This window comes from Amycolatopsis mongoliensis, assembly GCF_030285665.1.
In the GTDB taxonomy this organism is placed as follows: domain Bacteria; phylum Actinomycetota; class Actinomycetes; order Mycobacteriales; family Pseudonocardiaceae; genus Amycolatopsis; species Amycolatopsis mongoliensis.
The window spans coordinates 7,801,436-7,814,869 of record NZ_CP127295.1 but is presented as its reverse complement, the minus strand read 5'-3'; the positions used below and the strand labels follow the sequence as shown (position 1 = coordinate 7,814,869).

At 74.6% G+C, this 13,434-nt stretch carries 5 protein-coding genes; all 5 read right to left on the bottom strand.

The window, feature by feature from the left end; genetic code table 11:
- Positions 1-2 precede the first annotated feature (2 nt).
- Genes QRX60_RS37445 through QRX60_RS37425 form a run of 5 tightly spaced genes read right to left on the bottom strand, consistent with a single transcriptional unit; the run spans position 3 to position 13,396 of the window.
- On the bottom strand, positions 3-1,172 hold the full coding sequence (locus QRX60_RS37445; RefSeq protein ID WP_285996179.1) for a glycosyltransferase: 1,170 nt from the start codon (positions 1,170-1,172) through the stop codon (positions 3-5).
- Positions 1,172-1,978 (bottom strand): alpha/beta fold hydrolase, encoded by an 807-nt coding sequence (locus tag QRX60_RS37440; RefSeq protein ID WP_285996178.1) that lies wholly within the window; start codon positions 1,976-1,978, stop codon positions 1,172-1,174. Before QRX60_RS37440 ends, QRX60_RS37445 begins: the two co-directional genes overlap by 1 nt.
- Entirely contained in the window at positions 1,975-2,280 is a 306-nt protein-coding gene (locus QRX60_RS37435) for an acyl carrier protein (RefSeq protein ID WP_285996177.1), read from the bottom strand. The genes QRX60_RS37440 and QRX60_RS37435 overlap by 4 nt, the downstream gene beginning before the upstream one ends.
- A complete protein-coding gene (locus tag QRX60_RS37430) occupies positions 2,277-6,575 on the bottom strand; it encodes a beta-ketoacyl synthase N-terminal-like domain-containing protein (RefSeq protein ID WP_285996176.1) in 4,299 nt (1,432 codons plus the stop codon). The genes QRX60_RS37435 and QRX60_RS37430 overlap by 4 nt, the downstream gene beginning before the upstream one ends.
- Positions 6,576-6,580: 5 nt before the next feature.
- Positions 6,581-13,396 (bottom strand): type I polyketide synthase, encoded by a 6,816-nt coding sequence (locus QRX60_RS37425; protein WP_285996175.1) that lies wholly within the window; start codon positions 13,394-13,396, stop codon positions 6,581-6,583.
- Positions 13,397-13,434: the final 38 nt, after the last annotated feature.

The following is a 13,434-nucleotide window of genomic DNA, read 5'->3' as shown; positions in this document are numbered from 1 at the left end:
TTTCACGGCTTCAGACGGGCGAGGCTTTCGAGCGCGAGCTGTTCCAGATGCCCGGCCGCCGCGGCACTTCCGCCCGCCGCGTGGAACGACGTCGCCACGGTCTCGGCCGCCCGCCGGTACGACGGCTCGGTGAGCACCTCCTCGACCGCCGCCGCGATGCGGTCCGCGCCGGCGCGGACGAAGCGCAGCCGGATGCCCGCGCCCGCGGCCACCACCTGGGCCGCCACGATCGGCTGGTCGTCGCGGATCGGGGCCACCACCAGCGGCAGGCCGTGCCACAGCGCTTCGCACACCGTGTTGTGGCCCGCGTGGCACAGCACGGCGTCCACCCGCGGCAGCAGCGGCAGCTGCGGGACCCGCGGGCGCACCAGGACGTTCGGCGGCACCGCGCCAAGCACCTCGCCGGGGTCGACGACGACGGCCCGCGCGTCCATCCCGGCGAACGCCTCCGCCGCGGTCGCGAGGAAGCTCGCGCCCGCATCGGTGTTGGCCGTGCCCAGGGAGACCAGCACCGTCGGCCGAGAGGGGTCGAGCCACTCCCATGGGAAGTCCGATGTGGACGGACGGGAACCCAGCGCCGGCCCGACGAGCCGCACCCGCGGCGGGAGCGGCGCCGCACCCAGCAGCTCGCGGGTGGTGAACGCCAGGACGCCGTGCGGCGAGAACCGGGGGTCCGCCGAGCCACGGCCATCGGCGATCCGCGCGCGCAGATCATCGACCAGCGCATCGACCCACTCCGCGACCTTCGGCATGCCCGAAAGGGGGTCGATCAGCTCGGCCGACGTCGTCGCCGAGGTCACCCACGGCAGGCCACGGGCCTCGGCCAGCAGCCCGCCGGCCAGCGCCTGCTGGTCGGCGACCACGACGTGCGGCGCGAACGCGTCGATCGCGGCGTCCACGCCGGGGGCCATCGCGTCGGCCAGCGGGACGAGGAAGTCCTCCCAGAGGAACCGCAGCGCGGCCGGTCCCTTGAGCCCGGCCGGGCGCTCCGGGGCGCCGGCCGGCACGCCGCAGGAGAAGACGAGCGCGGCCGGGCCGGCCAGCTGCCACAGCAGCTCCTCGTGGCCGGCCCAGGCGACCTCGTGCCCGCGCGCGGCGAGCTCGGCCGCGACGCCGGCGGCCGGGTTGACGTGCCCGACCAGCGGCGGGACGACGAACAGGAACCGGGCCACTACCGCACCCGGGCCGGGACGCGCGAGGTGTCGCGGACCCAGTCGAAGATCAGGTCGATCGTCTCGGCGGTCCGCTCGACCAGTACCGAGTGACCCTGGTCGGGCAGCACGACACAGCGGCAGGGGTCCAGGTGCGACTCGAAGTGCGGCACCTGCGCGGAGAGTCCCGAATCGCCGCCGAAGATCGCGAACACCGGGCAGCGCACGGCCGAGAGGTCGGCGGCGATCGTCGCGCTGCGCGGGATGTCCTCGGCGATCGTGGTGGTCTGGAGGATCTTGTTCGCCGCCTTCGACAGCCGCGCGGTGTGCGCGCCGTGGTTGTCGGCGATCCAGCCGATCACCTCGTCGATCGCCAGCCGGGTCTTCGCGTCGGCGAGCCCGTCGGCCATGTGCCGCGTCCACTCCTGCGTCGGCGGTTCGCCTTCGATCACGATGACGCTGGCGACCCGGTCCGGCCGGGCCGCGGCCAGCCCGAACGCCACCGACGCGCCGAACGAGTTGCCGACGACGTGCACCGGCCGCGTGACGCCCGTCGCGTCGAGGACCGCGACGAGGTCGCCGACGAACTCCTCCAGGTGGTAGCCGGACTCCGGGCGGGTCGTGCGGCCGTGCCCGCGCAGGTCGTACATCAGCACGTCGAGCCCGCGCTCGGCGAACGCCGGGCCGAGCGTGAAGTAGTAGCTGGCGAGGCTGTCGGTGAGCAGCCCGTGCACGCACACGACGATCGGCGCGTCCCCGTCGAGCGGCACCTCCGGGGTCAGGCGCTGGACGTGCACGTCCAGCTCGCCCGCGCGGATCCGGCTCACGCCGTCGCCCGCAGCGAGGCGACGATGTGGCGGACGAGCTCGCCGACCGTCAGCGCGATGATCTCCTCGAGGTCGCGCTCGGCGATGAACGTCGCGAAGTTGACGCGCTCGCCGTAGTGCTCGCGCAGCTGCCCGGACAGGGCCACCAGGTCGACGCTCTCCAGCTCGAGGTCGTCGTGGAAGGTCGTCTCCATGGTGATCTCGGCGTCGTCGAGGCCGTATTCCTCGAGCAGCTCCTGCAGCATGCCGCTGAGCTGCGCGAGGACGGTCGCCTCGTCCGTGGCCGTGGTCTCGATGCTCATTCGGCGGTCTCCTTCGTCTCTTCGGTCCAGGCGACGACGTAGCGGCGCGGCGGCGCGCCGGGAAGGCTGTCGACGTCGGCGCAGTGCACGGCGTGGTCGGCTCCGGCCGCGCGGACGGTGAGCGCGTCCGGCGCCGCGGCGATGACCTCGAAGTCCCGGGGCTCACCGCGCAGGCCGGTGCCGAGCAGCTTCGCCACGGCTTCCTTGGCGGTCCAGAAGCGGGCGAACCAGCGCTCCGGGTCGCCGGTCAGGCCGGCGAACAGGGCCTGTTCACCGGCACCCAGTGCGGCGTCCACAGTGGACCCCGCGCGCGGGCCGACCTCTTCGACGTCGATGCCGCAGCGCCCGTGCCGGGCGATCGCCACCCCGACTTCGCCGCGGTGGGCCAGCGAAACCGTCAGCGACGGCAGCTCGCGGCCGTACGCCCCGGTCGCGTGCGGACGGCCCACGTCGTCGTTGCCGATCCGCAGCTCGGCCGGGAACATCTCGGATTCGCCGCCGGCCCACAGCAGGTGGCGGACGGCGTCCTTCGCCGCGATCCGGCCCAGCAGCCACTGGCGCCGGCCCCGCGGCGGACGGTGGTCGTAGGCGTCGCGTTCGGCACCCGCGAGGTAGTTGCGCATGATCAGCTCGCGGGTGGCGAGGTCCGGCCACTGCTCGTGGACCAGTGCCCAGCCGCCCGGCTGCTCGTACGAAAGCGTCGAGCGTTCCGGCGTGCGGTCGGCCTGGCGGATGTGCGGGGTGCTGTCGAAGCGGCGGTCGCGCCAGCCGGTGAACTCGGCCCAGACCTGTCCGTCGTGGACGAGCTGCATGTCGGCGTCGAGGAACTCGTCGGTCAGGGCCGTGATCTTGACGAGGCACTCCAGGCGCTCCCCCGGTGCCGGGTGCGGGCCGTGGAACCGGATCTCGCGCATGCCGACCGGGAAGACGGTGGTGCGCTCGGTCAACCGGGACATGATCCAGTAGCCGAGCACCTGGCCGACGTTGTCGAGCAGCGCGCCGGGCGCGGCGGGCGTCGTGAGCACGGACCGGACGTGCCGCTCGCCGACCGCGGTCAGCTCGGTGACGCCCTGGAAGAGCGGGCCGTGGAACATCCAGCGTTCGTCGTAGAGCTGGGCCGCCGTGGTCTCGGGCACCTGCTCCGCCGACGCGGGGAACCGCCACGGCGCGGGTGCGTCCGCCGGATACGCCGGGGCGAGTTCGACGGTGGCCTGCGAGTAGCCGTCGAGGGCCGCGAGCACGCGGGAGGGCCCCAGCGGCCGGACGCGCACGCCGACGGTGACCGCCGGCACCGCCGTGATCCACTGGGTCAGCCGGACGTCGTGCACCGCGACGGCCCGGCGGCCGGGCGCGGCCTGCTCGGCGAAGCCCATCAGGTGGTCGATCACCGTGGTGGCCGGCACCACCGGCCAGCGGTCACCCGGGTCGGCCTGCGGCGGCTGCTTGAAGAAGCAGTGGTCGAGCAGGTACGGCATGGCCTCGACGGACACCGTCAGCGTCGTGTCCAGCTCCTTCGGCGCCGGAAGCTGCTTCGGCGCCGGGCGCCGCGCCGGGCTCGAGAGCACAGTGGACGCCAGCTCGGCGGTGTCGGCCAGCAGGGCGGCGAACTCCGCCGCCAGCGGTCCCTTCCCGGCCAGGTCGTCCACAGTGGACTTCCGGCCGGCCGGCAGCGCGATGCGCGCGCGGACCTCGTCGTCCAGGGAGATCAGGTGGCCGCCGAGATCGAGCTTGACGGCGCGGTGCGGGGCCGGGCGGTCGCCGGGCAGCCGCGTGAAGTCGATGTCGGCCCCGTCGGCCCACAGTGCGGTCGCGACCCGGCGCAGCTGGGCGAGGCCGGGCCGGTGCGCGGAGTGCGCCGCGACGACCAGGTGGTCCTCGCCGTGCAGGGTGTCGCCGACCAGCGAGCCGAGCTGGCCCGCGCCGACCTGCACGAACGCCCGGAACCCGGCCGCGTGCATCGCGCGCACGAGCGGCCGGAACCGGACCGGTTCCAGCAGGTGCCGCACGAACAGCTCGCGCACGTCCGCCTCGGCGGCGGGGTACTCCGACACCGTCGTCGCCGACCAGATCGGCCGCGTCGGCGGGTGCAGGGTGAACCGGGCGGCCGCGTCGCGGATCGGGTCGAGGTAGGGCCGCAGCATCGGCGTGTGGAACCCGGACTTGAACGGCAGCACCTGCGCGACGATCCCGGCGTCGCGGAAGCGCGTCACGAGCTCGCCGACCTCGGCCGCCGGGCCGCAGACCATGGCCTGGTTCGGCGAGTTGTCGTGGGAAAGCACGACGTCGTCGCGGCCGGCCAGTTCTTCGAGCACCCGGGGCGCAGGTGCGCCGATCGCGGCGAAGGCGAGGCCGGGGACGACCAGCGCGTCCGGGTCGAACCCGGCGAGGAACGCGTCGACCTCGGCTTCGGCGTGCACGCCGGCGACGGCCATCGCCGTCCACTCCCCCAGGCTGTGCCCGGCCACGGCGTCCGGGGTGACGCCCATCCGGCCGAGTGCGGAGTTCAGCAGCCGGCCCAGTTCGAACACGGCGGTGCCCTGGCGGCCGACGTCACCGACCTCGACGTCGTCGTGGTCCCAGGGCAGCCCGAAGTGGCGGGCCACGTCGCCGCAGTTGAGCGCCAGTTCCGACTCCAGGCCGGGGAAGACGAAGGCCAGCTTCCCGCCACCCGGCCCGAGCAGCGGGCGGTCGGCGAACCAGACGTCGTTGCGGCCGCGCCAGGACCGCCCGCGGGCCACCGCCTTGCGGGCCAGGGCCAGCCGCTTCTCCGTCGGGTCGACGATGCCGAGCCGGACGGGACCGTCGCCGGTCCCCCGCGCCCCGGGCCGGTCGAGCAGGTCGCGCAGCTCGCCGACCGATCGCGCGGCGAGCCGCAGCACCCGCTCCGGCTCCCGGACGACGGCTGCGGACACCCGGCGGCCAGGGGCCTGTTCGAGCACGACGTGGGCGTTGATCCCGCCGAACCCGAACGCGTTGACCCCGGCCCGGCGCACCGCCGCGTCCCACGGCCGCGCCGTGTCCAAAGTGGAGAAGCGGGTCTTGGCGAGCATCGGGTGCGGGTCGTCGCAGTGCAGGGTGGGCAGCAGGACGCCGTGGTGCACGGCCAGGGCGGCCTTGACCAGGCCGGCGATCCCGGCGGCGGGCATCGTGTGCCCGATCATCGACTTGACCGACCCGAGTACCGCGGCTCCCGCACTGCCGAAGACCTCTTCCAGGGTCGCGAGTTCGGCCGCGTCGCCGGCCGGGGTCGCGGTGCCGTGCGCTTCGAGGAGCCCGATCGAGTCCGGGGCGGCCGGGTCCAGGCCCGCGGCCGCCCACGCCTGGCGCACCGCGCGGACCTGACCGCCGGAGTCCGGGTTGGCCAGGCTCGCGGTGCGCCCGTCGGAGGCGACGCCGGTGCCGGTGATCACGGCGTAGACGCGGTCACCGTCCCGCTCGGCGTCGGCCAGGCGCTTGAGCACCACGATCCCGGTGCCCTCGCCGATCAGCACGCCGTCGGCGTCGCGGTGGAACGGCCGGATGCGCTCGCTCGGCGACAGCGCGCCGAGCTGGGTGAACACGCTCCAGAACGTGATGTCGTGGCAGTGGTGGACGCCGCCGGCGAGCACGACGTCACAGCGGCCGGTGGCCAGTTCCCGCACGGCGTGGTCGACGGCGATCAGCGAGGACGCGCACGCGGCATCCACCGTGTACGCCGGTCCGCGCAGGTCGAGGCGGTTGGCCAGCCGCGACGCGGCCAGGTTCGGCACGAGCCCGATCGCGGACTCGGGTGCCTCCGGGCCGAGCTGGTCGGTGAAGGCCTGCCGGACGGCGTCGAGCCGGGACTGGTCGAGGTCGGGCAGCAGCTCGCCGAGGGTGCGGACGAGCTGGCTCGCGGTCCGGACGCGCTGGTCGAGCCGGACCAGCCCGGGTGTCAGGTAGCCGCCGCGGCCGAGCACGACGCCGACCTTCGCGCGGTCCGCCGGGAGCCGGTCCGGGCCGCCCGCGTCCGCGACGGCCTGCGCCGCGACCCGCAGCGCGATCAGCTGGTCGGGTTCAGTGGCCGGCACGGAGTTCGGCATGATCCCGAACCCGGTGACGTCCACTTCGGCCAGTTCGTCGACGAACCCGCCGCGCCGGCAGTAGACGCGGTCGGCGCGCCGCTCGTCCGGCGCGTAGTGGAGGCTGTCCCACTTCTCCGGCGGCACCTCGGTGATCGCGTCGACGCCGCCGGCGACGTTGCGCCAGTACGCCGCGAGGTCCGGGGCGCCGGGCAGCAGCACCGACATCCCGACGATGGCCACGGGGTCCGGCATCGGCGTCACCAGCCCGAGGCGGTGTGGACGACGGCGGAGACGTCCGGGCGGCCCCAGGCCAGCTCGCGCAGCAGGCCGAGGGTGCCCTCCTCCGGGTCGATCAGCTCGATGCCGCGGCGGGCGTAGTCGCGCATCAGCGCGGGCGTCACCATGCCGTCGTGGTCGCCGGTCGGCGCCCACGGTCCCCAGTGGACGGTCACCGCGCGCCCGGCGGGCCATCGCCGGCCGAGGGCTTCGAGGGCGTCGTTGGCGGCGGCGTAGTCCGACTGGCCGCGGTTGCCGAGGGTGGCGGCGATGCTGCCGAACAGCACCACGAACTTCGGCTCGTCGGGCAGGTCGGCGGTCGCTTCCAGGAGCGTGCGCGCGCCGTCCACCTTGGTGGTGTAGACGCGGGCGAACGACTCCGGCGTCTTGTCGGCGACGAGCTTGTCCTCGATCACGCCGGCCGCGTAGACGATGCCGTCGAGGCGGCCGTACTCGGCGTGGATCTCCTTGACCGCGCGGTGCACGGCTTCGGCGTCGAGCATGTCGACGGACTGGTAGCGCACCGGGCTGCCGAGGGCTTCGAGCTGCCGGAGGGTCTTCCGGACTTCGCGTTCGCTCTCGAGGCGCCGGACGGTCTTCTCGATCTCCGCGGGGCTCTTCAGCCCGGCCTCGATGAGGGCACCGCGCAGTTCCTTGGCGTCTTTCGCCTGCGGATACTCGTCCTCGGTGGCGGGGGCGGGCGTCCGGCCGAGGAGTTCCACACGGCAGCGGGTCGCCCCGGCCAGGGTGGTGGCGAACCGGGCCGTGATGCCCTTGGCGCCGCCGACCAGGAGGACGACGGAGTGGCGGTCCAGTCCGATGGCGGCCGCTTCGGCGGCACCGTCGCCGGCCGGGCCCGCGCCGCTGCTGCCGAGGAGCCCGAGGTCGTGCGCTTCGGGGCGGAGTCCGCGCCTTGCGTGGCCGTTCCGGATCACGACGGGTTCGCGGTCCACTGTGGACAGTTCGGCGACGAGCTCGGCGGCTTCCGCGCCTTCGACGACCCGCGCGAGGGTGTCCGGGTATTCGCGGGAGACGCTGCGGTAGAAGCCACGGAGACCTTCGGCGGGTCCGGCGGTGAGCAGCCACCGGGGGTGTTCCGCGAGGGCGGCTCGGTACTGGGGGAAGGCGGCGGGGAGGACGGAGTCGCCTTCCGGGAGGTGGAGGTAGCCGTCGAAGCCGGGCCGGACGTCGTCGCCGATGGCGGCTTCGGCGCCGTGCGCGGTCAGTTCGGCGCGGAGAGCCTCGGCCCGCGGGCCGGTGCCGAGGATGAGGAACCGGCGGCCGGCGATGTCGGGTGCGGTCGCGGGGGCGAGGTCGGCCTCGGTCATGAGGTACCGCTTCGGCGCGACGATCACCGGCTGCGGTTCCGGGTGATCCACCGAGGGTTCGACGGTCGGCGGCTCGTCGGTGGCAGGTTCGGTGCCTCCGGTGCCCAGCAGCTCGGCGATCCCCGCCGCGGTGCGGGCCTTGGCGAGTTCTTCGACTTCGCCGGTGCCCAGGCGAACCGTCAGCTCGCCCGCGATCTCGGCGCGCTTGATCGAGTCGATGCTCAGGTCGGCTTCCAGATCGAGGTCCGGCTCGATCATCTCCACCGGATACCCGGTCCGCTCCCCGATCACCTCGACGATCGTCTCCAGCACCGAGCGCCCCAATGTGGCGTTCGGTGCGTCAGACGCAACCAACGCCACATTGGGGCGCTGCTCGCCGATCAGCTCCGCGATCGCCGCCGCTGTCCGGGCCTTCGCGAACTCCTCCACGTCGCCACCGGCCAGGCCGAGCCGGGTGGCCAGCTCGCCCGCGATCTCCGCCCGCTTGATCGAGTCGATGCTCAGGTCGGCCTCGAGATCGAGGTCCGGCTCGATCATCTCCACCGGATACCCGGTCCGCTCCCCGATCACCTCGACGATCGTCTCCAGCACCGAGCGCCCCAATGTGGCGTTCGGTGCGTCAGACGCACCCAATGTGGCGTTCGGTGCGTCAGACGCAACCAACGCCACATTGGGGCGCTCCGGGACTGCCAAAGCCGGCGGGGCCTCGCTGCCGAGGAAGCCCAGCAGCACGTCACGCTGGGCGGCGATCATCTCGCGGCTGGTCCGCAGGAAGTCGGCGACCATCGCCTCCGACGTCGCGGTCTCAGGCGCCGAAGCGACACTGAGCGAAACGCGTGACGCCGGGCGGAGGGCACCGGCCGGGATCGTGCCGTCCGCGGTGCGGAGCAGGTGGCCGTCGACCGTCCACCCGGGACGCTTCGGCCGCGGGGCCGTCGCCGCGTCGACCGCGTCGCGGCCGCGGAACAGCCAGCCGGTCTCGACCGGGACCCCGGCCACCGCCAGCTGCGCGAGCGCGCCGAGGAAGCCCGGCAGGCCGCGGCGGCCCGGCTGCTCGAACCCGACCGTCCGGTGCGGACGGTCCCCGAGGATCGCGCCGACCTGCCTGGTCAGCACCGCACCCGGCCCGGCCTCGACGAACACCCGCGCCCCGGCTGCGTACATCGCCTCGACCTGCTCGACGAACCGGACCGGCGAGCCGACCTGCGCGGCCAGCTCGCCGCGGATCTCGTCCGGGTCCGCCGGGTACGGCCCCGCGGTCCGGTTCCCGTAGACCGGGACGGCGGGCCGCACGACGCCGATCGCGTCGAGGGCACGCCCGAACGTCTCCCCCGCCGCGGCGACCAGGGGGCTGTGGAACGCGCACGCGACCGGAATCCGTTTCGCGCCGAGTCCCGCCGCTCGCAGCTGCGAGACCGCGGCCTCGACGTCGGCGGTCGGGCCCGAGATCACCGTCTGCTCGGGCGAGTTGTGGTTGGCCAGGACCACGTCGGACGCACCCAGCACCGAATCCACCACGGCCGCCGACGCCGCGACCGCGGCCATCGCGCCCGGGTCCCCGTCCGGGATGGCGCCGAGGATCGCCGCCGCCCGGGCGTGGCTGGCGTGCAGGAGCGCTTCGGGCGTGAACGTGCCCGACGCGGCCAGTGCCGTCAGCTCGCCGTAGCTGTGCCCGCCGAGCATCGCCGGCCGCACGCCGGCGCGGGTCAGCAGCCGGAACGCGGCCAGCCCGGCGAGGCCGAGCGCGGGCTGGGCGACGCGGGTGTCGGTGACGCGCTCGGCCAGCGCCTGCCGCGCCGGCTCGCCGAACACCGCCGGGCCGAACACGACGTCGGCCGTCGGCGGGTCCAGGCGCAGGTACCGCTGCAGCTCGGGGAAGGCGACGAACAGCTCGGCGAACATGCCCGGCCGCTGGCTGCCCTGGCCGGGGAACAGCACCGCGACGTCGCCGGGCTCCTCGTCCCCGGCGCGGTACAGGCCGGGGGCGTCCTGCCCCGAGAGGGCCTGCCGCAGCACCCCGGTCAGCTCGTCCACAGTGGACGCCACGATCGCGAGCCGGACCCGGCCGCCGGCCGCTTCGGCCCGCCGGGACGCGCTCAGCGCGAGGTCCCGCAGCCGCCACGGCTGCCGGCCGGCCGGGACGTCCGAGGCCAGCGCGAGCAGGTCGCGAACTGCCGCGTCCGTGGTGAAGAGGAACAGCTCGGCCGGCCACTCCTGCGCCGTCTGCGCGGGCGGGACGCTGTCGTGGGCACCGAGCACGACGTGGAAGTTCGTGCCGCCGAAGCCGAACGCGCTGACCCCGGCGATCCGCTCGGCGGCCGGCGCGGCCCACGGCTGCGCCGCCGTCTGGAACACGAACGGACTGGTCGCAGCGTCCCAGGCGGCGTTCGGCGACGAGAGGTGCAACGTCGGCGGTTTGACGCCGGTGTGCAGCGCCAACGCGGTCTTGATCAGCCCGGCCAGCCCCGCGGCGCACTTCGTGTGCCCGATCTGGGACTTCACCGAACCGATCGTGCAGCTGCCCGGCGCGGCACCGGCCTCGGTGAACACCTTCGTCAGCGTGCCCAGCTCGGTCCGGTCGCCGACGACGGTCCCGGTGCCGTGGGCCTCGACCAGCCCGACGCTCGCGGGCGAGACGCCGGCGTTGCGGTACGCGCGGGTCAGCGCGGTGTGCTGGCCTTCCGGCCGCGGCGCGGTCAACCCCAGTGCCCGGCCGTCGGAAGCCGCCCCGACGCCCTTGATCACGGCGTAGACGCGGTCGCCGTCGCGTTCGGCGTCGGCGAGCCGTTTCAGCGCGACGCAGGCGACGCCCTCGCCGAGCGCGATGCCGTCGGCCGCGCTGTCGAACGTCGCCGAGCGGCCGGTCGGCGAGAGGGCGTGCGCCGAGGCGAACAGGAGGTAGTCGTTGATGCCGTTGTGCAGGTCCGCGCCACCGCAGAGGACCAGGTCGCTGGTCCCGGCGGTCAGCTCCTTGCAGGCGACGTCGACGGCGGTCAGCGACGACGCGCACGCGGCGTCGACCGTGTAGTTCGCCCCGCCGAGATCGAGCCGGTTGGCGATCCGCCCGGCGATGACGTTCGCGAGCACGCCCGGGAAGGAGTCCTCGGTGATCCGCGGCAGCCGTTCGTCCAGTTCGGACGGTAGTTCGCCCACATAGGACGGCAGGACCGAGCGCAGCGTCATCGCGTTCGACAGGTCGCTGCCCGCCTCGGCGCCGAACACGACCGACGTCCGCGCGCGATCGAACGCGCGGTCGGCGTAGCCCGCGTCGGCCAGCGCGCGGTGCGCGGCCTCCAGCGCCAGCAGCTGCACCGGCTCGATACTGGCCAGCGAAGACGGCGGGATGCCGTACTGCAGCGGGTCGAAGCCGATTTCGGGCAGGAACCCGCCCCAGCGCGACGGTGTCCGCTCGCCCTGGCCGTCCGGGTCGTAGTAGAGCGAGGTGTCCCAGCGCTGCGGCGGCACTTCGGTGACCGCGTCGGCGCCGGCCAGGACGTTCGCCCAGAACGTGGCCAGGTCGGGCGCCTGCGGGAACATGCAGGCCATGCCGACGATCGCGATGTCCAGCGGCGCGGGTGCCGGCGGTTCCGGCGTGGTGATGCCGAAGGCGGCGGCCCGCTCGCGCAGGAACGCGTTGGCGCCTTCGCCGACCGCGGTGTGCAGGTCGGCGACCGTGGTGACGGCCGAGCGCAGCACGGCGACCTCGCCCGCCATGAACATGCCTTCGGCGAGCTGCCGGTCCTCGCCGACGTCGCGCAGCTCGGCGCCGACGCGCTCGATGCCCTTGCTGGCCAGCCGAAGCCGTCCGACGTTCAGTTGTTCCAGCTTCTCCCAGGCGTCGCGGCTCGGCACGCCTTGCGCGGCGAGATCGGCCTTGATCGCCGCGTACTCCTCGGTGAACGGGCTGCGGACGCAGCGCGTCGCGTGTCCGGGCGCCGTCTCCAGGAGGTCGGTGTGCTCGGCGCCGAGCAGGCTGCGCTGGAACAGCGGCAGCACGGCGCCGGCGTCGACGGCCTCGCGCGTGAAGAGGTAGGCGGTGCCCATGAGCACCCCGATCGCGGCGCCGCGCGCGGCCACCGGCGCGGCGAGCGCGGCCACCATCGCCGCCGACCGTTTGTCGTGGATCCCGCCCGCGAACAGCAGCTGCAGGTCGGGCGCCGCGTCCGGCGTGGCCGCGAGGAAGTCGGCGAGGACGCCGAGCTGCGCTTCCCACAACGGGAAACTGGTGCGCGGCCCGACGTGGCCGCCGCATTCCGAGCCTTCGAAGACGAACTTGCGCGCGCCGGCCTCGAGGAACTGCTTCAGCAGTCCCGGCGACGGCACGTGGAGGAAGGTGGCGATGCCGGCGTCCTCGAGCGCCGCGGCCTGCGCGGGCCGGCCGCCCGCGATGATCGCGTGGGTCGGCCGCAGCTCGCGGATCACCTCGAGCTGCGCGGCCTTGACGTCTTCGGCGGCGAACCCGAGGACACCGACGCCCCACGGCGCACCGCCGACGGATGCGCGGGTCCGTTCCAGGACGTCGCGGGTCTGCTCGGGGCCGGACAGGGCCAGCGCGATGAACGGCAGTGCCCCGCCCGCGGCGACCTCGGCGGCGAACGCGGGCTGGTCGCTGACCCGGGTCATCGGTCCCTGCGCGATCGGCAGGGCCGTGCCGAGCGCGCGGCTGCCCGCGCTGCCGGGCCCGAGCACCGGGGTCTCGGCCCGCAGGGCTTCGCCGATCGCGTCGGCCAAGCCGCGAGCGGCGGCGGTCACGGTGCCCCACCGGTCGCGGAAGCGGGTGGCGAGGAAGACGTCCTGGCCGGCTTCGACCGGCTCGGAGCCGTGCCGGGCGAGGCGGCGGACCCCGTCGACGACCGTCGTCTCGGAGCCGTCCAGCCCGGTGAGCGCGCGGGTGAGCGCCGACGGGAGTTCGGCTTCCGGCAGCAGGGCGAGCTGGGTGTCGATGACGACGCCGGCCGCGCCGCCCGCGACCGCGGCGGCCGCGGTGTGCGGGCCGATGCCGCCCGCGGCCCACACCGGGACATCGAGGGCTTCGTCGGCGAGCAGGGCCTGGAGCAGCACGAACGTGCTCAGCTCCCCGGTCCGGCCGCCGCATTCGTGCCCGCGGGCGAGCAGGCCGTGGGCACCGGCGGCGACAGCCCGCGCGGCCGACGCCCGGCTGGTGACCTCCGCCAGCACCCGGCGGCCCGGGAAGTCTCCCGCGGTGCACGGGGAGTCCTCGGTCAGCAGGACGGTGGTCGCGGCTTCGGGCAGGTCGGCGACGGCGCCGGTCAGCCGGACACCGAAGGCCGGGACGCCCCATTCGCGCAGCAGCGCGAGCTCGTCCGCGGCGGTCCCGCCGGTCAGGTCGAGCACGCCGAGCCCGCCGCCGCGCGCGGCGGCGGCGACCCCGCGCGCCGACGGCCACCGCACGGGGGACACGGCGACGATCAGGTCAGCCGATCCGCGGTCGGCTTTCGAGACACGCATGGGTACTCCCGCGACGCACGAAAGGGTGATGGACAACG